The organism is Roseovarius sp. TE539 (genome assembly GCF_003298505.1).
Taxonomy (GTDB): domain Bacteria; phylum Pseudomonadota; class Alphaproteobacteria; order Rhodobacterales; family Rhodobacteraceae; genus Roseovarius.
Map to the genome: position 1 here is coordinate 107,917 of NZ_QNGB01000002.1, position 20,539 is coordinate 128,455.

Annotated in this window: 18 protein-coding genes and 1 tRNA gene; 6 read left to right on the forward strand and 13 right to left on the reverse strand. The window is 64.2% G+C overall.

What is annotated here, in order from left to right:
- Positions 1–33: 33 nt before the first annotated feature.
- From DQW77_RS01840 to DQW77_RS01855, 4 genes are all read right to left on the reverse strand, one after another.
- Positions 34–1,008: a beta-ketoacyl-ACP synthase III gene (locus tag DQW77_RS01840; protein ID WP_113256472.1), complete on the reverse strand. Its 975-nt coding sequence runs from the start codon at positions 1,006–1,008 to the stop codon at positions 34–36.
- Complete coding sequence (gene plsX / locus DQW77_RS01845; protein WP_113256473.1) at positions 1,008–2,114, reverse strand: phosphate acyltransferase PlsX; 1,107 nt, start codon at positions 2,112–2,114, stop codon at positions 1,008–1,010. The genes DQW77_RS01840 and plsX overlap by 1 nt, the downstream gene beginning before the upstream one ends.
- Before the next feature lie 23 nt (positions 2,115–2,137).
- Complete coding sequence (rpmF, locus tag DQW77_RS01850; protein ID WP_113256474.1) at positions 2,138–2,344, reverse strand: 50S ribosomal protein L32; 207 nt, start codon at positions 2,342–2,344, stop codon at positions 2,138–2,140.
- Between the two features lie 147 nt (positions 2,345–2,491).
- On the reverse strand, positions 2,492–3,046 hold the full coding sequence (locus DQW77_RS01855) for a DUF177 domain-containing protein (RefSeq protein WP_113256475.1): 555 nt from the start codon (positions 3,044–3,046) through the stop codon (positions 2,492–2,494).
- 89 nt (positions 3,047–3,135) lie between these two features.
- On the opposite strand from DQW77_RS01855, the gene DQW77_RS01860 reads away from it, so the two are divergent.
- The 4 genes from DQW77_RS01860 (at position 3,136) to DQW77_RS01875 (ending at position 7,153) form a co-directional block, all read left to right on the forward strand.
- Positions 3,136–3,588: an outer membrane protein assembly factor BamE gene (locus DQW77_RS01860; protein WP_113256476.1), complete on the forward strand. Its 453-nt coding sequence runs from the start codon at positions 3,136–3,138 to the stop codon at positions 3,586–3,588.
- Positions 3,589–3,676: 88 nt separating this feature from the next.
- The gene (locus DQW77_RS01865; protein WP_113256593.1) at positions 3,677–4,420 is read left to right on the forward strand and encodes a GNAT family N-acetyltransferase; all 744 of its coding nucleotides are present in this window, start codon (positions 3,677–3,679) and stop codon (positions 4,418–4,420) included.
- A 36-nt stretch (positions 4,421–4,456) separates the two neighbouring features.
- A complete protein-coding gene (locus tag DQW77_RS01870) occupies positions 4,457–6,292 on the forward strand; it encodes an ABC-F family ATP-binding cassette domain-containing protein (RefSeq protein ID WP_113256477.1) in 1,836 nt (611 codons plus the stop codon).
- A gap of 96 nt (positions 6,293–6,388) precedes the next feature.
- Positions 6,389–7,153, forward strand: coding sequence for an ion channel (locus tag DQW77_RS01875; RefSeq protein ID WP_113256478.1), 765 nt, complete (start codon positions 6,389–6,391; stop codon positions 7,151–7,153).
- 260 nt (positions 7,154–7,413) lie between these two features.
- Here DQW77_RS01875 and DQW77_RS01880 read toward each other — a convergent pair whose 3' ends face one another.
- The 6 genes from DQW77_RS01880 to DQW77_RS01905 form a co-directional block, all read right to left on the reverse strand.
- Positions 7,414–8,475 (reverse strand): AbrB family transcriptional regulator, encoded by a 1,062-nt coding sequence (locus tag DQW77_RS01880; protein ID WP_113256479.1) that lies wholly within the window; start codon positions 8,473–8,475, stop codon positions 7,414–7,416.
- Positions 8,476–8,544: 69 nt separating this feature from the next.
- On the reverse strand, positions 8,545–10,788 hold the full coding sequence (locus tag DQW77_RS01885) for a xanthine dehydrogenase family protein molybdopterin-binding subunit (protein WP_113256480.1): 2,244 nt from the start codon (positions 10,786–10,788) through the stop codon (positions 8,545–8,547).
- A 3-nt stretch (positions 10,789–10,791) separates the two neighbouring features.
- Positions 10,792–11,250: a (2Fe-2S)-binding protein gene (locus DQW77_RS01890; protein ID WP_113256481.1), complete on the reverse strand. Its 459-nt coding sequence runs from the start codon at positions 11,248–11,250 to the stop codon at positions 10,792–10,794.
- Between the two features lie 169 nt (positions 11,251–11,419).
- Positions 11,420–11,493, reverse strand: a tRNA-Gly gene (locus DQW77_RS01895).
- A 191-nt stretch (positions 11,494–11,684) separates the two neighbouring features.
- Positions 11,685–12,140 carry a cytochrome c family protein gene (locus DQW77_RS01900; RefSeq protein WP_113256482.1) on the reverse strand — a complete coding sequence of 152 codons (456 nt, stop codon included), beginning with the start codon at positions 12,138–12,140 and terminating at the stop codon, positions 11,685–11,687.
- Between the two features lie 397 nt (positions 12,141–12,537).
- The gene (locus DQW77_RS01905) at positions 12,538–13,083 is read right to left on the reverse strand and encodes a hypothetical protein (protein WP_113256483.1); all 546 of its coding nucleotides are present in this window, start codon (positions 13,081–13,083) and stop codon (positions 12,538–12,540) included.
- Positions 13,084–13,261: 178 nt separating this feature from the next.
- Between DQW77_RS01905 and DQW77_RS18325 the strand changes: the two genes are divergently transcribed.
- Positions 13,262–13,996, forward strand: a complete 735-nt coding sequence (locus tag DQW77_RS18325; RefSeq protein WP_220124937.1) for a cytochrome c family protein — start codon at positions 13,262–13,264, stop codon at positions 13,994–13,996.
- 280 nt (positions 13,997–14,276) lie between these two features.
- On the opposite strand, the gene DQW77_RS01915 is transcribed toward DQW77_RS18325, so the two are convergent.
- Together DQW77_RS01915 and speB are read right to left on the reverse strand one after the other, a co-directional pair.
- The gene (locus tag DQW77_RS01915; RefSeq protein ID WP_113256484.1) at positions 14,277–16,328 is read right to left on the reverse strand and encodes an ASKHA domain-containing protein; all 2,052 of its coding nucleotides are present in this window, start codon (positions 16,326–16,328) and stop codon (positions 14,277–14,279) included.
- 128 nt (positions 16,329–16,456) lie between these two features.
- A complete protein-coding gene (gene speB, locus DQW77_RS01920) occupies positions 16,457–17,413 on the reverse strand; it encodes an agmatinase (RefSeq protein WP_113256485.1) in 957 nt (318 codons plus the stop codon).
- 139 nt (positions 17,414–17,552) lie between these two features.
- On the opposite strand from speB, the gene guaB reads away from it, so the two are divergent.
- Positions 17,553–19,001, forward strand: coding sequence for an IMP dehydrogenase (gene guaB / locus DQW77_RS01925; protein ID WP_113256486.1), 1,449 nt, complete (start codon positions 17,553–17,555; stop codon positions 18,999–19,001).
- On the opposite strand, the gene DQW77_RS01930 is transcribed toward guaB, so the two are convergent.
- On the reverse strand, positions 18,986–20,428 hold the full coding sequence (locus DQW77_RS01930; protein ID WP_181711175.1) for a sodium/proline symporter: 1,443 nt from the start codon (positions 20,426–20,428) through the stop codon (positions 18,986–18,988). The two genes, guaB and DQW77_RS01930, sit on opposite strands and share 16 nt — an antisense overlap.
- Positions 20,429–20,539: the final 111 nt, after the last annotated feature.

The following is a 20,539-nucleotide window of genomic DNA, read 5'->3' on the forward strand; positions in this document are numbered from 1 at the left end:
TTTTATGCAGGGAATCAAGTGCCGGCAACGCCCTTACCAGCGCAACGCGACCGCCCCCCAAGCCAGGCCACCGCCAATCGCCTCGCTCAGCACGAGATCGCCCTTCCTGATCCGCCCGTCGGCCGCGCCCACCGACAGCGCCAGCGGGATCGACGCGGCCGACGTGTTGCCATGATCCTGAACCGTGAGGATCACTCGATCCATGGGGACGCCCATCTTCCTGGCCGTGCCCTGAATGATGCGGATATTGGCCTGATGCGGCACGATCCAGTCCACGTCACTTCCCGAAAGGCCGATTTTTTCCAGTGCCACATCGGCCGTTTCCGTCAGCTTCTCGACCGCCTGACGAAACAGCGGATTGCCTTGCATGCGCAGTTTTCCGGCATCGCCTGTGGTCGACACGCCGCCGTCCACGTACAGCATCTCGCGGTAACGCCCGTCGGAGTTGAGATCGGCGGACAGGATGCCGCGATCATCCGGGGTGCCGTTGCCTTCCTGTGCCGAAAGCACCACCGCGCCGGCGCCATCGCCGAAAAGCACGCAGGTCGATCGGTCCTGCCAATCCATGATACGGCTGAAGGTCTCGGCACCGATCACCAGAAGGCGGCGGGCCTGCCCGGCGATGATGAGGGCATTGGCGTTGGTCAGCGCATAGATGAATCCCGCGCACACAGCTTGCACATCGAAGCCAAAGCCATGTGTCATGCCAAGGTCGCGCTGTACCATCGTGGCGACCGAAGGGAACGTGAGGTCGGGGGTGGATGTGGCGACGATCACGCCGTCGATGTCGTCCACGTTCAGGCCCGCAGCGTCAAGGGCCGCCCGCGCCGCGTGTGTCGCAAGATCCGATGTCGCTTCGTCGTCCGCCGCAAAGCGGCGGCGTTCAATTCCCGAGCGACTGCGAATCCATTCGTCAGAGGTGTCCAGCCAGCCCTCGAACCAGCTGTTCGGCACAACACGTTCGGGCAGGTAATGCCCGGCGCCTTCGATCACCGCCCTAACCGTCATCAGCTTTCTCCTCCCGCCGTGCTCGGGCCGGAACCGGCCTCCCGCGTCGGAACCGACGCCGAGGCGACCCGGGCCGCCAGCTTCTGCGAGAAACCGGTCTGCGCCAACTGGAAAGCAAGCTTGACCGCCGCGGAAACACCGGTCGCGTCGGCCGAGCCATGCGATTTCACGACCGTACCATTGAGACCGAGGAAAACACCACCATTGGCACGGCGTGGATCAACCCGTTTCTTGAGGCGCCGCAAAGAGGTGTAGGCCAGCACCGACGCAAGGCGCGACAGCGGTGTATATGCAAAAGCCTCGCGCAGCAGGTCGGTAATGAGCTTGGCAATGCCCTCGCCCGTCTTGAGAGCCACGTTGCCGGTGAACCCGTCCGTAACGATCACGTCGCAGGCGGTGCCCGGAAGATCGCGGCCCTCCACGAAACCGACGAATTCGAACTGCGAATCATCTGCGTTGGCCGCGATCAGGTCGTAGGCTTCCTTGAGTTCTGCCCGGCCCTTGTGTTCTTCGGTACCCACATTGAGCAGCCCGATGCGCGGCCGGTCGAGCCCGAAGCCGTTGCGCGCATAGGAGGCGCCCATCAATGCATATTGCATCAGGTCCTTGGCATCTGCGCGGATATCCGCACCGCCATCCAGCATGATGTTGAATTTCTGCGGGTTGCGGGATGGCCACATGACGGCGATCGCCGGCCGGTAGATCCCCTGCAGCTTGCGCAACCGCATCACGGACATGAGCATCAGCGCGCCGGTGTTGCCGCAGGATACACAGACCGTCGCCTCTCCGTTGCGCACCGCGTCCAGCGCGGACCACATCGACGTCTCGCGGCCCTGCCGCATGACCTGGCTTGGCTTGTCCTCCATCGACACGACATCACTGGCATCGCGGATCTCGCAGCGCCCGGCCAGGTTCTTTCGTCGCGCGACGAGCTTTTCGAGTTCGCCGCGCGGACCATGCAGGAGAAACCCTATATCGGGGTTCTTCTTTGCCGATCTCGATATGCCCGCCACCACGGCTGCCGGTCCCTGATCACCGCCCATGGCGTCGACCGATATGATGATGCGCCCCGAACCCGCCGCTGGATTTTCCTGGTGCGCCGTCATCCGGGCAGCCGTCCTTTTTCGATTCAGGCCGCGTCTTCGTCCAGATCGACCTCGTCCGCCATGGCAACGACCTCGCGGTCGGCGTAGTGGCCACAGGCGACGCAGACATGGTGAGGGCGCTTCAACTCACCGCAATTGGGGCATTCGTTGGGGTTGGCGCCCGTCAGAGCGTCATGCGCGCGGCGATTGTTGCGGCGCGATTTCGATACTTTGTTCTGTTGGACAGCCATGTCGCAACCTCGATTTGCAGTGGGCTCGTTCGCCCGGTTTACGGGTGTCCGCGGCTCATAGTCCGTACGGCGCCGACGGTTCAACCCCAAATTCCGATGAAAGCGCGAAAATACAGCGATTTCGTGCCGGGGCAAGCGGTTTTTCCGCTACTTCTCATCCCCTTTCAGCCGCGCCTTCAGGTCCGCCAGGCCGGCGAAGGGGCGGGTTTCCTCCTCGCGCAAGGGGGCGACCCCCGGCGCGGCATACACGGCAGTGCCCAAAGTGGCGCCATCGGCACGGGGATAGTCCGGCAGCGAAAGGGCGAGTGCCTCGATCATTACGCGCTCAAGGTCGATCGGGTCTGTCAGTGGCTCGGCGCTGGCATCCTCGGGCATCTCGATTTCTTCCGCAGGATCGGGATCGGGCATATCGGCAAGAAACCGCCGTGTCACGACCGTATCGATCCGCGTCGTCACGGGTGCGAGTGTGACCACGCAGGATTGAACCACCGACGCGCCCAGGGTGGCCTCGAGCCGCCAATCATGCGGCCCCTCCGCGGTGATCGTCCCGCTGAACGAAAGTTTGCGAAGATCCACAAGCCCCAGGTCGGAAGCGATCCTGTCGCGTGCTTGCGCATCGGGGGCCAGGCCGAATGCCGTCGGGTGGCGCACCGAAAGTTCATTCAAGCGCAGCGTCGTGTGATTTTGCGGGGCCTGGGCCATGGTGTGATGTGCTTCCTTCCTTGAACCATCCGGGCGGGGTGTTGTAATCGGGATAGACGGCCCGGGAGGCCGGGATCAAGAGGGTTGGCATGGCAGGGATCGGAAACAGGCTGAAAACGGCCTTCGTCGTGGTGTGGCTCGTGGCCCTCGCGGCATGCAGCGCGACCTACCAGAACCATGGATACGTTCCGCCGGATTCGGATCTTGAGGAGCTTGTGGTGGGTGTGGATACCCGTGCGACCGTCGATGACACGATCGGACCGCCCTCGACATCGGGAATGCTGGGCGGTGGCGATTACTACTACGTGCGTAGCCGCTTCAAGACATTCGGGCCGACCCGACCTCAGGAAATCCGGCGCGAAGTTCTGGCGATAAGTTTTGACGGCAACGACGTGATCGCGAATATCGAGCGTTTCGACCTTCAGGATGGACATGTGGTGGCGTTGTCGCGTCGCGTGACAAGCTCTTCGGTCCAGGGCAACGGCTTCCTGAGGCAGATGCTTGGCAATATCGGCACCATAGATCCAGGTCAGGTCTTTTAGTGATTGACGCAGACGCGTCACGAGGCTGTCATACGGGCGGTGCTATAGCACCACGCAGATCAGCCGTTTCGCGCAGGGAGTAATGGCCATGTCAGGGCTTGCCAATGGGCGGTACGTGACCAGGGTGGCCGAGACTCAGGGCGATGTCCGCGCCGCGCAGCGGCTCAGGGCGCGCGCCTTTGCGGCGGCCGAGGATGAGGCGGCTCTGGATGCGGATGAGTTCGACGACATTTGCAAGCACATCCTTGTTGAAGAAACGGAGGGCGGGCGGATCGTATGCTGTTTCAGGATGCTGCCCCTGACTCACGGCTCGGAGATAGGGCACAGCTATTCGGCGCAATTCTACGAACTGTCCGCGCTTGAGGACTTCGATGGCCCGATGGTCGAGATGGGGCGCTTCTGCATCGACCCGGATTGCCGGGACCCGGATATCCTGCGGGTGGCGTGGGGCGCGATGACACGCTTTGTGGATGATAACGGTGTCGAGTTGCTTTTTGGCTGCTCTTCCTTTCAGGGCACCGAAGCTGAGCGGTATTTCGATGCTTTCGCGATGCTGAAGGACCGTCACCTGGCGCCGCGCCGCTGGTTGCCGCGGGTCAAGGCACCATCGGTTTTCCGATTCGCACAAAAGCTGCGCCGCCGCAAACCGGACGCAAGGCTGGCAATGCTGCGGATGCCGCCGCTTCTGCGCACGTATCTGCTGATGGGGGGATGGGTGAGTGACCATGCGGTCGTCGATCGTCAGATGAACACGCTGCATGTTTTCACGGGGCTGGAAATCCGGTCCATTCCGCCAGCAAGAAAGCGCCTCCTGAGGACTGCGGTGCAGTAACTTGACCCGCCCGGCGGGGCGGGATAGCCCGCTGGCATGGCACAGGCACCCCTTTTGCAACTGACGGACATTTCGCTCACTTTCGGGGGCGGGCCGATCCTGTCGGACCTATCGCTGGTGGTTCATCCCGGTGATCGCGCGGCGCTTGTGGGCCGAAACGGATCGGGCAAGTCCACGCTGATGAGAATCATGGCCGGTCTTGTCGAGCCCGACACCGGATCACGAACCCTAAGTCCCGGCACGAGCGTTGGATACATGGAGCAGGATCCCGAGATGGCGGGGTTTTCCACGTTGGGGGATTTTGCCGCCGCGGCCCTGGAGCCGGGCGAGATGTACCGCGTGGAGATGGCGGCGGAAGGATTGAAGTTCGATCCTGCGCAAGCGGTCGACACGGCCTCGGGCGGGGAGCGCCGGCGTGCCGCTTTGGCGCGCTTGATGGCCGAGGCGCCGGAATTGATGCTGCTGGACGAACCTACCAATCACCTCGACATCACGGCAATCACCTGGCTCGAACAAGAATTGAAACAGACCCGTTCGGCCTTTGTACTGATCAGCCACGACCGTGCGTTTTTGCGTGAACTTACGCGCGCAACCCTCTGGATAGACAGGGGAATAATGCGACGACAAGAGAAAGGTTTCGAGCATTTCGAGGAATGGCGTGACAAAATCTGGGACGAGGAGGACCAGAGCCGGCACAAGCTGGACCGGAAGATCAAGGCCGAGGCCCGCTGGGCCGTTGAGGGCATTAGCGCCCGACGCAAGCGCAATCAGGGACGTGTGCGCGCCCTGCAGGCGCTGCGTGCAGAGCGTGCCAGCCAGATCCGCCGGCAGGGCACGGCGGCGATGGCCCTGGAGGCGGGGCCGAAATCGGGCAAGAAGGTTATAGAAGCCAGAGGAATTTCAAAATCTTATGGCGGTAAACTGATCCTGCGGGATTTCTCGGTAAAGATTCAGAAAGGTGACAGGGTGGCGTTTGTCGGACCCAATGGCGTGGGCAAGACAACGCTGCTGAAGATTCTTCTGGGCGAGGTGACGCCGGACAGCGGGGAGGTCATCCGCGGTACCAACCTGATCCCGGCGGTTTTCGATCAAGCGCGATCGAAGCTGGAGCCGGAAAAGAGCTTGTGGGAGAATTTGTCGGGCGATGCCGAAATCGGTGTTTCCGGCCGGGCGGATCAAGTCATGGTGCGCGGACAACCGCGCCATGTCGTGGGCTATCTCAAGGATTTCCTGTTCGATGAAAGACAGGCAAGAGCGCCGGTCAAGTCCCTGTCAGGGGGTGAAAAAGCGCGATTGTTGCTGGCTCGCATCATGGCCCGGGAAAGCAACCTTCTGGTGCTGGACGAGCCGACCAACGACCTGGACATCGAAACTCTGGACCTGTTGCAGGAACTGCTGGACGACTACGATGGAACCACGCTTCTGGTAAGCCACGATCGCGATTTCCTGGACCGCGTTGCCAGCGTGACAATAGCCATGGAGGGCGACGGGCACGCCATTGCCTATGCCGGCGGCTGGAGCGACTATCGCGCGCAAAGAGGGGAAGAAGGAGCCGGAGCGCCGGCGAGCAAAGACAGGAAACCCGCAAGGACACGCACCAAGAAGGAAAACGCCAAACAGGGTGGCAAACCCGGCAAGTCCGGGCTGACCTTCACCGAACGCCACAGGCTGGAAAATCTGCCCGCTGAAATAGACCAGCTGGAGGCGGAGATTGCCAAACTGGAGGAGTTGCTGTCGGACCCGGAGCTGTTCAATCGCGAACCGGTCAAATTCCGCAAGGCGACAGATGCGTTGAAGGCGCGGCAGACGGCCCTGAACTCGGCCGAGGACGAATGGCTGACGCTTGCGGAAAAGGCCGAGGCCGAGGGCTGAATTCATGGTAAAGCGGATGTATGAGGGCCGGAACCGCGCAGGCGTGCACCGGTTCCGATCGCCTTCAATTTCGGTGCCGCGCGGGACGATGGCAGGATGAAGGACAGGATCAGGCTTCTTTACGAGGGGCGCTCGAAAAGGGCGACGCGATTTCGTTACGGCCTTTTGATATTCGACGCGGCGTCGATCATTTTCTTTCTGGCAACCGCGGCGGCAGTGCTGACCCCCGCGATCCTCGTGGTCGATGCGGTCGTGGGCACTGTCATTCTTCTGGATCTCCTGGCAAGGCTGTGGATCGCGAAAAACCGGTTTCGCATGCTGCGGCAGGTTCACGTGATCGTGGACATCATCGTTCTGGCGTCGCTGGCATTGGCGCCATTCATCGGGCAGGGATTGGCGATACTCAGGGTCATTCGATCCCTCCGGCTGATCCATTCCTATCACCTGCTCAAGGATCTGAGGCGGGATTCGCGGGTTTTTCGCCTGCATGAGGACGGAATCATCGCAGCCGTCAATCTGCTGGTTTTCATCTTCGCGATGACGGCGCTGGTTTTCGTGCTGCGCGGCGGTGACGAGCCGGGGCTGACCAGCTATGTGGACGCGCTGTATTTTACCGTTGCGACCCTGACCACCACCGGGTTTGGCGATGTAACCATGACCACACCCACCGGTCGGCTTCTTTCGGTCCTGATCATGGTTGTCGGCGTGGGCCTGTTCCTGCGGCTCGTGAAGGCAATATTTTCGCCTGCCAAGGTCCGGCATACCTGCCCTGAATGCGGGCTGACCCGGCATGACCGTGACGCGATCCATTGCAAGCATTGCGGCAACGATCTGAAGATCGAGACCGAGGGTGCGGAATAAGGTCCGGCGCCCCCGGCGCGTCCTCCTTGCCCCCTTGATCGGCAATCACATCCTCTGTCGAGCGGGCGCTTTCAGACGACGAATCCCCCCGGGGGCGCCGAATTCTGCAGGGTTGCCGGGGGCGTGAGGCGCACAGGCGACGGATCCCGGAGCACGGCCGCCCCTTCGATGATCGCCGCGGCACCGATCCGGCGCGCGACGTACCGTCCCGCGGGGCCGAGGATGCGGGATTGTACGGATCACCGGTTCGAAGAAGACTTTCAAAGGCGCCGGCGGAGCCAGGATGCGCTGAGCGAAAGGCCCGTCACGGTCAGCAGGATCCGATAGACATGGTGCAAGGTGACGAAGGCGGGGTTGGCCTCCAGGCTGAGCGCGACAAGTGCCATTTCGGTCACGCCGCCGGGCGCAAAACTGATCAGCAGGACATCGAGAGGCTCGTCCGTCAGGGGAATCAATGCCGCCGCGGCCAACCCCGCGAGGATCAGCATCGCGCCAACCGAAAGAAGCGATAGGCCGATACCGCGAAGGATTAGGCGCCGGCCGAGGCCGTTGAAACGCATCCCGAGTGCCGTGCCCACCACGATCTGTGCCAGGTTGACCAGCCATTGCGGTAGCGCCAGGTCAAGGACACCGCTGAGCGACAGCATGGCGGCGATCGCGATTGGCCCGGTGATCTGCCCTGCGGGAAGACGCAGGAGACGCGCGAGGATGAGGCCGGCCGCGGCGGCGGCCACCAGGATCGGCAGATCCTCCCATCCCGCCGTGGTGGTGGCCAGGGTCATGCCGCCGGCGCTGCCCACGGCTTCGCCCAGCCATAGGGACAAACCGACGGGCAGTGCCGTGACCACCACGATCACGCGCAGGAATTGTTGCAGCATCAAACGCGGCAGATCGGCGCCCGCCTCGTCGCCCAGGGCAATGGATTCGAACAACCCGCCCGGCGTGGCGGCATAGAATGCGGTGGCGCGGTCGTACCTGCCCAGGCCGCGGAAGATCGCGTAATTGAGGGCATGCGCGCCAAGGGTCACCGCGGTCAGGGCCCCGAGGCTGAGCGCGAGGCGCGACACATTGGCGAAGAGTGCCGGGCTGACCTGCGCTCCGATCATCAAACCGATCACCGCGATGAAACCAAGGCGGAGCCAGGGCGGAAAGCCATACCCGTCCGGCAACCGGTGCGGCAGCAGCGTTGCCACCAGACCCGCGGCGATCAGTGGCCCCAGCAGGAAGGGCAATGGCAGGCCGATCCACAGCGCCAAGGCCCCCACGGATGTGCCGAGCGCAAGGAGCGCACAGGTAACGGCGGTGTGGGATGCGGGGGGCATGGCCCTTTCAAGCACCGTGTCGCACCGGGGGCAAGGGCGCGGGGGCGGCTTCCGGCCGCCGGTTGCGCGTCAGGCGAAGGCAACCTGGCGGGAAAACGGCATTTCCCGCAAACGGGTCCCCGTCACCGCGAAGATCGCCGCCGCCAGTGCCGGTGCGGCGGGCGGCACCGGCGGTTCGCCGATACCGCGGATCTTGTCGCCGTTTTCCAGACCGCGCACAGAGATTTCGGGGCACTGGCGCAGGCGCATCCCTTCATAGGCGTGGAAATTGTTCTGGTCCGCTACGCCGTCGGTATAGGTGATTTCGCAGTTCATCGCATGGCCGAGCCCGAATATCACCCCGCCCTGCACCAGGTTCCGGAAGTTGATCGGGTCGACGACCAGGCCGACCTCGGCGGCGACCCAGACCTTGTCGATCGAAATGCCTCGGCCGGTCCCGGTGACCTCGATCACCTCGGCACAGGGCACCCCGAAGGAATATGTGAGCGCCACCCCCCGGCCTCGTCCGTCGCCGGGCGCCGTGCCGTCCCAGGCCGACATTTCCGCCACCGCCTCGAGAACCTTGCGCGCAAGCGGGTCGTCGCAAAGCCGCAGCCGTTCCTCCATTGGGTCGGCGCCTGCCGCGTGAATGAGTTCATCCAACGCGGCGTTGTAGAAAAAACCGTTCGTGGACGCCCCGACAGAGCGCCAGGAGCTTATCGGTGCCAGTTCAGGAGCCCGGTAGCCGGTGACCCGTTGGTTGGGAACCGCGAAGGGCTGGTCCCAGGCACCGGCCACGATTTCACTGTCGGGACCGGGGACAGGCTGGTCCTGGCGGCCCATCTGCGAGGCAATTACCGAGGGCATTGCGATCCCCAGATCCAGCGTATCGACCTGGCCGTCGCGTACGCTGCCCCGCAGCCGCGCCATGGCGATCTGACGGGTGAATTCATGGCTCATGTCCTCCTCGCGGGAGTAGGTGAGCTTGATCGGCGTGCCTGGCAACTGCACGGCCACCTCGGTTGCGCGGCGAACGATCTCGTCCTCCAGCCTGTGACCGAAGCTGCCGCCAATGTATTCGGCATGGACGGTGACCGCCTCGAACGGGATGCCGGCGATGTCGGCGACATTGCCCTGCACGAAGCGCGGTATCTGGGTGCCGGTCCAGACTTCGGCGCCACCGTCATTGACCTGGACGATGGCGCTGATCGGCTCCAGCGGGGCGTGGGCGAGGTAGGGCGCGCGATATTCCGCCTCGATGATGCCGTTGTTCTGCAGACGGTCGGCCACGTTGCCGTCATCGCGCTTGCGGCTGTCGATACGATCCTCGGTGAAGGCATCCGACAGGGTTTGCCAGTGCGCCTCCATTGTGGGCGGAAACGCGGCCTCCCCCCACTCCGCCTGCACCCGCCGCGCGGCCTGGATCGCCCGCCAGGTGTTGTCGGCCACAACGGCCACACCCCCGGTGACGGGCAACACTGCCTTCACGCCGCGCATGGCCCTTGCCTCGCTGGCGTCAAAGCCGTGGCGCGCGCCGCCCTGCGCGGGGTTTAGCAGGACGGTGGCATGGGCCATGCCCGGTACCTCGCGATCAATACCGTAGGTCAGCGTTCCGGTGGATTTCGCAATGATGTCGATGCGCTGCATCGGCTTTCCGATCAGGCGCCACTCGCTCGGTGCGCGCAAGGGCACGTCCTGGACCGGTTCGATCCGGGCCGCCTGGGCGGCGAGGTCCGTATAGGGGATGCGTGTGCCGTCGGGCAGTACGACCGCGCCTTCACCGGTGCTCAGCCTGTCGCGGGGCACGCCGTGCCGTTCCGCGGCGGCCGCCTTCAGCGTCTCCCGAGCCGAGGCTCCGGCCGCGCGCAGCTTGGTGAAGCTGTCGGCGACGGTGGTGGAACCGCCGGTGATCTGCATGCCGGCGAATTTCATCATCGCGTCTAGCGTGCCGTGCGCGGCACTGTTGATCAGGCCGTCACCCGGGGCGGTGAAATCGGCCACCATTTCCGAAAGCGCGGTATTCCAGTAAGCGCGGGAAGGCGGACCGGGATCGACGCGGATCTGCTCCAGCGTGACATCAAGTTCCTCCGCAATGAGGGCTGCCTGGGCCGAATAGGCCCCCTGGCCCTTGTCCGCGCGTGGCGTGATCAGGGTGATGTTCCCGGACTCGATCAGCACATACGGGGTCAGCGCAGCCGCGCCGGTTGGCAACCCTTCGTGCAAAGGATTCGCGTAGGGCGTTCGGTAGCGCCAGGTTCCGAAGGCCACACCGCCCGCCACGGCGACCGACCCGATGAGAAAACTGCGACGCGCGATGCGGCCGATGCGTCCCATTGTTCAGCCCCCCCGAAGCCGTTCAGCAGCGTCTCGAACCGCGTCGCGGATGCGAGGGTAGGTGCCGCAGCGGCACAGATTGCCGCTCAACGCGTCGTCGATGTCGGTGTCGGTCGGATCAGGGGTGCGGGCAAGGAAGGCGGCGGCGGCCATGATCTGCCCTGATTGGCAATACCCGCATTGGGCCACCTGATGTTCGATCCAGGCGGCCTGCACCGGGTGGGGCGCGTCCGGAGTGCCCAGGCCTTCAATCGTGGTGACGTCGCCCCATACATCGGCGACCGGCAACTGGCAGGATCGCATCGCTTCCCCGTCGACATGGACGGTGCAGGCCCCGCACTGCGCGATCCCACAACCGTATTTCGGGCCGGTAATGCCAAGCTCGTCGCGCAACACCCAAAGGAGCGGCATCCGTTCTTCGACGTCGACCTCGTGGAGGGTTCCATTGACTGTCAGTCGCATGTTCAGCTGCCCTGCGGTTCGACGGCTCCGATCGTATCATGCCGGCGCGGTTTTCGTGGCGTCATTCCGCGCATCCGGCGCGAGGAACTCCCCTGCGCGACAGGTCGGAGGGCGGGCGATCACCGGGTGGTGGAAAACCGCACGGAGAAGCGCGGCTTCCCTGAAAGGCTGGAGCGGGTGAAGGGAATCGAACCCTCGTATGCAGCTTGGGAAGCTGCCGTTCTACCATTGAACTACACCCGCAGCGGATAGATGGATACCGGACGATCGGTCCGGGCGCAACATCAATCGTGGTGCGTGACCGCCCTGTCAGGACGGGGCATTAACCCGGGTTGTTTTCCCCAGGAGGGAGGGCGCCCCGCCGCGCGACAGAACGCCCTGACCCGAGACTCAACCCTGTTCGGGCCCCGCCAGTTTTGCCGGTCCGTGCGGGTTCAACCGTCGCCGCCGTCGTCCATCCCGTCCGAGAAGGTGGCCAGATATGCAGCAAGATCCATCGCATCCTGCTCGTCGCGAACCTTGTAGGCCATCTTGCCCCGCCCGGAACTTTCGCCGGTATATTCGCGCAGGTAGCCGGTTGGATCCTGAACGTATGCCGCGAATTCGGCCTCGTCCCACTCCAGCCCGGCCTCTCCCGCGGCGGCAAGCAGGTCGGAATACCGGAAATCCTCGACGCTGCCGGCGGTGCGGCCGATCACGCCATAAAGGTTCGGTCCGACGCGGCCACCACGGACAATGTTGTTGCCCTCGTCATCCACGATCATGTGACAGGATTTGCATTTCCGAAACTCCTTTTCACCCGCAGCGGCATCACCGCCCGAGTGGTTGTCGGCGAATGCGGGGGACGCAACGGACAGCGCCGCCACGGCCAGAGACATACGAACATTCATGGTCAACCTCCTTTGAACAATGTCCCCGTAGGAAGTAGCGGCAGGGCGGGTATGTCAATCCTCTGATCGCTTGCTGAGGCAGTGAACCGCAGCCGTCCACGCGCCACCGACACTCCGGAGCATTTCGCGCAGCGCGGTTTCCTGACGTTACCCAACACCGGAAAGGCCGGAGGCAAACGGCCTGTGGCGCGCAAATCGCGTTGCAAGGAGGGTAGCACGGGTATTGACGGCCGGCAGGGATTCGTTCCGTTCCGAATTCATCGGACGGCTGAACTGGCCTGGAATTCTGCGTGAATGCCTTGGACAGCAGGGCGGCGCATTTGCAAGCGACGATTCGCACGCCGTCACCCGCCCGCCGCCAGTGCAGCGGGCAGGGACTGTTTCATCGCGCTTGCGGTTACTGCGCGCTCAGGTGGTCGGTGGTGAAGAGCATGTCATCACCTGCGCCGGAATGGCAGGCGATGCATCCCTGGTCCGCACCCTTGGCGACCTTGCCGGCAAGGCGCATGCCCTTGGGGTTCTTGTCCAGAGAGCCGTCGGGCAGATACTTGACCCAGAACCAGTCCGCATTGTCCGAATCGAAACCCGCCTCGCGGCGGAACATCACCGTGACGGCGCCCAGATGCTTGCCCGGATCGTCCAGAACCTCGCCGGCGCTCACGCCTTCGGGGCCGTAGTTGCGCTTGATCACCAGATCCCCGGTATGCCCGTCGACAGTGGCCGAGGTGTAGAGGGTCTCGAGCATCATGCCATGCGGTGCCATGCCCTCGTAGGGGAAGCTGCGGACCATGCCGTCACCGGCCATGTCCATGTCCTCCATCACCGACCAGAGCTTGGCGGCGTAGTCCGCGTCGGCGTCGGTGCCGAATGGTTTGTCCTGTGCAAGCGCAGCCCCTGCCGTCATGGCGAGCACCGCGACCCCGGCTGTCAAAAATCTTTTCATGCCTATGTCTCCTCTCCGAAGTTTGGGTCTTTTTGGTTCCCGGCGGAACCCTAACGTGTTTCCCGCTCCGCCGGGGTCACAATGCGATCACCTGTTTGTGTAGAAACTTTCCCGGCCCGGGGTTTGACCGCGCCGGCCCGGAAGACGAAACATTTCAGGCAAAACCGGAGGGTAATCGATGAGGAAATGGGTAATAGGTCTGGGGATCGCGATGGCGGGGCCGGCGATGGCCGCTGATGACGGGGCTGGTGATGCGACGGCCGGAGAGAGGACATTCAAGCGCTGTTCGGCCTGTCATCAGGTCGGCGAGGGGGCCAGCAACCGGGTCGGTCCGGTGCTGAGCGGTGTCATCGGCCGGCAGGCTGGCAGCTACGAGGGCTACCGTTACGGCGATGACATGATCGCGGCCGGCGAGGCGGGCCTTGTCTGGAGCGAGGACGCGCTGTTCGAGTACCTTGCCGGGCCGCGGGATTTCCTGCGCGCCTATCTAGATGACCCCGGCGCCAAGGCCAAGATGCGCTTCCGTCTCAAGGACGCGCAGGACAGGCGCGACGTAATCGCGTATCTGGCCACGTTCAGTGACGCGCCCGCAGCGGCGGAGGAAGAGCAGGCATCGGCCGGCGTGGCCGCGCCGGAGGCGCAGACCGCCGAGACGCGGCTTTGCGTCCGCAACCGCAACACGCACGAGCACTTCTTCGCGGTCGAGGCGGATGGTGCCGAGCGTCGCACCGGGTTCCTCGCCCCGGGCGAGAAACTGTGCATCGAAGGCGCCCCCGGCGCCACCGGGACGGTTTCTGTCTACGAGGAGGCGGACGGTTTCGAGGGATGTTCGCGTCTTGTGCCGGTGGGAAAGACCGAGGACATGCTGAAATACGTCGATTTCGACCGCTGTTTCTGGAGTTCCAACACCTGACCCGATACCTTACTTGGTGGCCGGGTGCATCGGCAGCGCGGTGCATGGGTACCGATCGCCGGCATGTGCGGTGTTCGACAGGGCCGGAATCGTTTGCGTTGCGCCGGATCGGAGTCACACGTCCGTCTGCGGACCGTTTCCGATTGAATGCAACACGCTACAGCGCCGGTATCCTGCCGGTGACGGTAAAAGCGTCACGCACTGACGCCCGGCAGGGACGGCTCGGCCGCCGGTCGTTTTTTGCCCCCGGTCAGATTGTTTGCCGGCGGACGTTCCATCGTCAAACCTTGCGGCGACGCCGGCGGCGCCCTCCCTCCGCGCCGTCCCCGCCGCTGCCGGTGTTGAAGCTGACTTCGGGCAACGGCGCGATCTTCTTGAGTTCCGGAAACGGGTCGGTCTTGTGCGGGATCGCGTTGGCGGCGACGAAATGTTCCTGGAACCGTGGCTCGATGGCCGTTTCGACCTTCGTGATCTGGCGCACGACGCGTTCGATCTCGATCCGGGCACCGACATTGCAAAGCGCGATGCGTGCGCCGGTGCCCGCGGCATTTCCGGCACTGGTGACCTTGTCCAGGGGGACATCGGGGATCATGCCCAGTACCATCGCGTGTTTGGGGCTGATATGGGCACCGAATGCCCCGGCGAGAACCACGCGGTCCACCTTGTCGACCCCACGCTCGTCCATCAACAGCCGTGCACCCGCATAGAGCGCCGACTTGGCAAGCTGTATGGCACGGATATCGCCCTGGTTGACGGTGATGCGCGGCCCGCCTTCGGCGCTGGCGTCGTGAACAAGGTAGGCATGTGTGCGCCCCTCGGCCACGCAGCGGGGGGTGCCGGTGGCGGCGGCTGAACCGATCAGTCCGCTGTCGTCCATGAGCCCGGCCATGCGCAGTTCCGCCACCGCCTCGATGATGCCGGATCCGCAGATGCCGGTAATGCCGGTGGCGGCTGTTTCCTCGGCAAATCCATCCTCGTCGGACCACTTGTCGCTGCCGATGACCCGGAACCGCGGTTCCTTGGTTTCGGGGTCGATGCGGATAGCCTCGATCGCGCCGGGCGCGGCACGCTGACCCGAGCTGATCTGCGCGCCCTCGAAGGCCGGCCCGGTGGGCGACGAGCAGGCCAGCACGCGCGATGTGTCGCCAAGCAGGATCTCCGCGTTGGTGCCGACGTCGACGACCAGAACCAGATCCTCGGATTTGCCGGGTTCTTCGCTCAGCGCCACGGCGGCTGCATCCGCGCCGACATGCCCGGCGATACAGGGCAGGATGTAAGTCCTTGCGCGCGGGTTGATGGCTGTGAGGTCCAGATCGCGCGCATCCATCGAGATCGACTCGGAGGTGGCCAGCGCGAAGGGCGCCTGGCCAAGTTCCACCGGGTCGATCCCCAGCAGAAGGTGATGCATGACCGGGTTGCACACGAAAACCGTCTCGACGATGAGATGCGGCTCGATCCCCGCCTCGGCGGAGATTTCCAAGGCAAGCGTGTTCAGGGCATCGCGCACGGCGGCGGTCATTTCCCTTTCCCCGCCGGGGTTCATCATCGCGTAGCTGACCCGGCTCATCAGGTCCTCTCCGAAACGGATCTGCGGATTCATGATGCCCGCTGACGCCTTTACTTCGCCGGTGTCGAGATCGGTGAGGTGCGCGGCGACGGTGGTGCTGCCAAGGTCGATGGCCAGACCGTAAAGCCCGCTTTCATGAAGGCCGGGCCAGATCTCGACCACGCGAGCGATTGTGTCGGTGTGGGATTTGTGCAGTGCCACAGTGACCTGGAACTTGCCCTTGCGCAGCACCGGCTGAATCCGGGTGAGAAGGGTCTGATCGCAGCGGATCGCCTCGATACCCCATTCGCGCCGGAGGGCGCGTTCAAGCCGCTCCAGATCGCCCGTGGGCTCATGCATGTCGGGCTCGTCGACCTCGACGAAGTAAAGCCGCGTGGCCGGGTCCATGGCGATCACGCGGGCCGAGGCCGCCTTGCGCACCACCTGGCGGTGCACCTGGGATTCGGGCGGTACGTCCACCACCACGTCGCCCATGATCTGCGCCTGGCAGCCAAGGCGGCGGCCCGGTTTCAGGCCGCGCTTCTGGTCATACCGTTCTTCGACCTTGTTCCAGTCCGAAAGCGCGTCCTCGTGGACCGTCACGCCATGCTTGGAGAATTCGCCGTAGCTTGGCGTAATCTGACACTTCGAGCAGATGCCGCGGCCGCCACAGACCGAATCGAGGTCGACACCGAGTTGCCGCGCGGCGGTCAGGACCGGCGTACCACTCGGAAAACGCCCGCGCTTGCCCGACGGGGTGAAGACGACGAGAGGATCTTGCGACATTGGGGCCTCTTGCTGTGGCGGATACTGGGGGCGACCATAAGGTTTTCGCGGCGCCCGAACAGCCCGCAACCGTCAAAATATGGTGACGGAGCGTCACCGGGGCGGTACGCCCGGACGCGAGGGGCGTCTCATGCCTGACGGGCATGGAAGATGAACCCCAGCATGTTGAGAAGCAGTTGCGCCGCGAGAATCGAGGTGCTGTCGGTCGGGTCATACACCGGGGCGACCTCGACAAGGTCGATCCCCGTCACTTCGTGATCGCGTGCCACGATCTGCAAGAGTTCCAGTACCTCGTAATAAAGGAATCCGCCATGGCTGGGCGTGCCGGTGCCTGGCGCGATGGAGGGGCAGAACGCGTCGATGTCGATGGTGATGTAGAGCCGCGCGCCCCGGGGGATGCGTGCCGCGGTGGCGACGGCCCCGAGCGCCCGGACCTGCCGCACCGAAAGGATATCGGCGCCCATGGCACGCGCGTCGTCATAGCCCTCTTTCGCGGTCGAACTGACGTTGCGGATGCCAAGTTGCGTCAGGCCGGTGACAAAGCCTTTCTCGGCAGCGCGCCGCATCGGGTTGCCGTGGCCGAAACGCACCCCGTGTCGTTCATCGACAAAATCCAGGTGGGCGTCGATCTGAAGTATGTGGATGTCGCCCTGATCGTCAAAGGCGTTTACGCAAGGTATGTTGATCGAATGGTCGCCCCCTATGGTGACGGGCAGGGCCCCCGCGGCAAGGATGGCGCGCACCCCGGTCTCTATATTGGCGTGACTGCGCATCGTGTCGGTATGGATGATGTCGGCATCGCCGATATCGACGATCCGCACGTCGCCGGGCAGATAGGTCACGTCATCCTCGTGATCGTAGGCTCCGGCATGTCCGAAGCTGAAAAGCGTGCTGGCCTCGCGCACGCCACGCGGTCCGAACCGGGCGCCGGGGCGCCACTGCGTGCCGGCATCGAAGGGTGCGCCGAGGATCGCGGCATCGGCGTCTATCGACGTCCAGTCGGCGATGTGCGGGCGCTTTCCGAACGTCGGGATGCCCACGAAGGGCAGGTCCAGCCGTCCACTCTCGTATCCGTGCTCTGCCATGACTGCGTCCTTTCCCGGCGGTTGCGCGAGAAGACTGGCTGGTTTCGGTGCGACCGGCAAGGCACGAATTGGGCTTTTACCCGCAGGCGATCCATGCAATAGGGAACCGCCAAACGATCCCAGCCCCGGAGAAGCGCCGATGGAGATTCGAGAGGCCCTGACATTCGATGATGTGCTGCTGGTTCCGGCCGCGTCGAGCGTTCTTCCCAACACCGCCGACACACGCACCAGGGTGACACGGCGCATCGACCTCAACATCCCGCTGCTGAGTTCGGCGATGGATACCGTGACCGAGGCCGGAATGGCCATATGCATGGCGCAATTCGGTGGCATGGGGGTAATTCACCGCAATCTCGAAATCGAGGATCAGGCAAGGCAGGTCCGGCGCGTGAAACGGTTCGAAAGCGGGATCGTCTACAATCCGATCACCCTGACACCGGACCAGACGCTGGCCGACGCGAAGGCCCTGCAGGCGCGCTACAGCGTGACTGGCTTTCCGGTGGTGGATGACAAGGGCCGGGTTCTGGGCATTGTCACCAATCGCGACATGCGTTTCGCGGAAGATGAGGCGACCCCGGTGTCGGTGATGATGACATCCGAGAACCTGGCTATCCTCCAGGAACCCGCGGATCGGGAGGAAGCGAAATCTCTGATGAAGGCGCGCCGCATCGAAAAGCTGCTGGTCACCGACCGGGACGGCAAGCTGACCGGGCTGCTGACCCTCAAGGACACCGAGAAGGCGGTTCTCAACCCGTCGGCCTGCAAGGATGAACTTGGCCGGCTTCGGGTCGCTGCGGCCTCGACCGTCGGCGAGGCCGGGTACGAGCGCAGCCGCGCCCTGGTGGATGCGGGCGTGGACATGATCGTGATCGACACCGCGCATGGCCATTCCGAAGGGGTGGCGACCGCGGTGGAGAAGGCCAAGACACTCAGCAACGAAGTGCAGGTCGTGGCCGGCAACGTGGCCACGGCGGAAGCAACGCGCGCCCTGATCGGAGCCGGTGCCGACGCGATCAAGGTGGGCATTGGGCCGGGCAGCATCTGCACCACGCGCATGGTGGCCGGCGTGGGCATGCCCCAGCTTACCGCGGTTATGGATTGCGCCACCGCGGCAGGGGACGTGCCGGTGATCGCCGACGGCGGTATCAAGTTCTCGGGTGATTTCGCCAAGGCGATTGCCGCGGGCGCGTCCTGCGCGATGGTCGGCTCGATGCTGGCGGGCACCGACGAGAGCCCGGGCGAGGTGATCCTCTACCAGGGCCGCAGCTTCAAGAGCTACCGCGGCATGGGAAGCCTCGGTGCGATGGCGCGCGGCAGTGCAGATCGCTATTTCCAGAAGGACGCGGCCAGCGACAAGCTGGTGCCCGAGGGGATCGAGGGGCAGGTGCCCTACAAGGGGTCTGCCGGCACCGTGTTGCATCAGCTGGTGGGTGGCCTGCGCGCCGCCATGGGGTACACCGGTTGCGCGACGGTCGAGGAAATGCGCACGGACTGCGATTTCGTGCGCATCACCGGTGCGGGCCTCAAGGAAAGCCATGTGCATGACGTGCAGATTACCCGCGAAAGCCCCAACTACCGGATCGGCTGACGACGTTTCCGAACAGTGTGCACCCAGCGGATCGCTGCATAGGCCGCGAAGGCCGCGAGGATCCCGGGCAGGGCCTTGAAGACCGCATCGTCATGGCCGGAATTGTGCCATAAGATTACTGCTGCGAGCCCTGCCGCCATGGCTGCAAGGCCGGTCCCCGAGGGCATCGGATAGCGGAACAGCCGCAGGAAAAGGACCGGACCCAACGTCGCGGCCAGCCCCGACCAGGCGATGAGCACCAGGTCGAAAACCGTTTCCGGAGCCATCAGCGCCACCGTCAGGGCCAGTGCCAGCACCGCACCGGTGGCCAGCTTGGAGGCCAGGTAGTTCTCGCGCCAGCGCGGCATCATGTCCTGGGTGATCACGCCCGAGCACAGGATGATCTGGCTGTCCGCGGTCGAGACCGTGGCGGCAAACAACCCCGCCAACGCAAGGCCCACGAATATGTCGGGCAGCAGTTCCATCGTTACCAGCGGCAGCGCCAGTTCGGTGGGGTCGGGCACGGCATCGGTTCCGGGCAGGCCGGACAGATCGGGCAGGACCGCCCGGGCATAGAGCCCGACCGCGATGCAGGCCGCCCAGAACGGCACGAACCAAAGGAAGTAGAAAACCCGTGCATGGCGGATGCCGCTTGTATGATCCATGGCGATCAGGCGTGTCATCAGATGCGGCTGCCCCAGCGTTCCCAGCCCCGCGAAAACGAACCCCGCCACGAACAGGACCGGACCGAACGTCATGTTCTCGGGCCAGACCGACAACAGGGCCGGATCCAGCGCCTGCAACTGGGTGGCCAGCTTCCCGGGACCGCCGACCTCGAGGAATCCGGCCGTGAGAATGAGCACGATCGAAACGAACATGATCGCCGATTGTGCCGCGTCGGTCCAGATATCCGCACGTATGCCCCCGGCGAAGGAGTAAAGGATCACGATCACGGCGCCGATCATGACACCGGTCGCGGGATGCCAGTCGAAAAGCGCGTGAAGGGCTGTGCTGCCGGCCTTGAGCTGTGCCGCGGCATACACGCCCAGAAAGATGAAGGTCAGGGCACTTGCCGCCACCACCAGCGACCTGCGCGGCCCCTCCGGGCCCGTTGCCAGGATGGCGGTCACGGTGATCGTTCCGGCCGCGCCGGACCGTGCCCTGAGCCGGGGATAGAGCCGCCACCAGGCGATCGCATCACCGATGATCCAGCCGAGCATCATCCAGACGGTCTCGATCCCGACGCGGTAGCTTGCCGCGATCATGCCGATGAACATGAAGCCGCTGTTGTTGGTCGCGACCGTCGACAGCGCCGTGAGCCATGGCGGGATCGAGCGGCTGGCGAGCAGGTAGTCCTCGGTCGTTTCACGCTTGCCGATCACGGAAGCCGCGCCGGCCATGGTCACGGCGATGGTCACCACGACGAATGTCACCACGGTCACGGTCATCCGGACGCTCCTGACGGGGGTCATCAGCCTTGCCCGGACCGGATACGCGGGACAGGGTATCATTGCAACAACCGTTCGGGAAAGGCTGGGCAAGTGCTGCGGCTTTGTCTA

Bases quoted from the DNA above. Each gene is read 5' to 3' on its own strand.
- DQW77_RS01875 (WP_113256478.1), top strand. From the start codon at position 6,389: ATGAAGGACAGGATCAGGCTTCTTTACGAGGGGCGCTCGAAAAGGGCG.
- DQW77_RS01930 (WP_181711175.1), bottom strand. From the start codon at position 20,428: ATGACCGTGACCGTGGTGACATTCGTCGTGGTGACCATCGCCGTGACC.
- DQW77_RS01865 (WP_113256593.1), top strand. From the start codon at position 3,677: ATGTCAGGGCTTGCCAATGGGCGGTACGTGACCAGGGTGGCCGAGACT.
- DQW77_RS01905 (WP_113256483.1), bottom strand. From the start codon at position 13,083: ATGAAAAGATTTTTGACAGCCGGGGTCGCGGTGCTCGCCATGACGGCA.
- DQW77_RS01900 (WP_113256482.1), bottom strand. From the start codon at position 12,140: ATGAATGTTCGTATGTCTCTGGCCGTGGCGGCGCTGTCCGTTGCGTCC.
- guaB (WP_113256486.1), top strand. From the start codon at position 17,553: ATGGAGATTCGAGAGGCCCTGACATTCGATGATGTGCTGCTGGTTCCG.
- DQW77_RS01885 (WP_113256480.1), bottom strand. From the start codon at position 10,788: ATGGGACGCATCGGCCGCATCGCGCGTCGCAGTTTTCTCATCGGGTCG.
- DQW77_RS01915 (WP_113256484.1), bottom strand. From the start codon at position 16,328: ATGTCGCAAGATCCTCTCGTCGTCTTCACCCCGTCGGGCAAGCGCGGG.
- DQW77_RS01890 (WP_113256481.1), bottom strand. From the start codon at position 11,250: ATGCGACTGACAGTCAATGGAACCCTCCACGAGGTCGACGTCGAAGAA.
- DQW77_RS01840 (WP_113256472.1), bottom strand. From the start codon at position 1,008: ATGACGGTTAGGGCGGTGATCGAAGGCGCCGGGCATTACCTGCCCGAA.
- DQW77_RS01860 (WP_113256476.1), top strand. From the start codon at position 3,136: ATGGCAGGGATCGGAAACAGGCTGAAAACGGCCTTCGTCGTGGTGTGG.
- speB (WP_113256485.1), bottom strand. From the start codon at position 17,413: ATGGCAGAGCACGGATACGAGAGTGGACGGCTGGACCTGCCCTTCGTG.
- DQW77_RS01880 (WP_113256479.1), bottom strand. From the start codon at position 8,475: ATGCCCCCCGCATCCCACACCGCCGTTACCTGTGCGCTCCTTGCGCTC.
- plsX (WP_113256473.1), bottom strand. From the start codon at position 2,114: ATGACGGCGCACCAGGAAAATCCAGCGGCGGGTTCGGGGCGCATCATC.
- DQW77_RS18325 (WP_220124937.1), top strand. From the start codon at position 13,262: ATGAGGAAATGGGTAATAGGTCTGGGGATCGCGATGGCGGGGCCGGCG.
- DQW77_RS01855 (WP_113256475.1), bottom strand. From the start codon at position 3,046: ATGGCCCAGGCCCCGCAAAATCACACGACGCTGCGCTTGAATGAACTT.
- DQW77_RS01870 (WP_113256477.1), top strand. From the start codon at position 4,457: ATGGCACAGGCACCCCTTTTGCAACTGACGGACATTTCGCTCACTTTC.
- rpmF (WP_113256474.1), bottom strand. From the start codon at position 2,344: ATGGCTGTCCAACAGAACAAAGTATCGAAATCGCGCCGCAACAATCGC.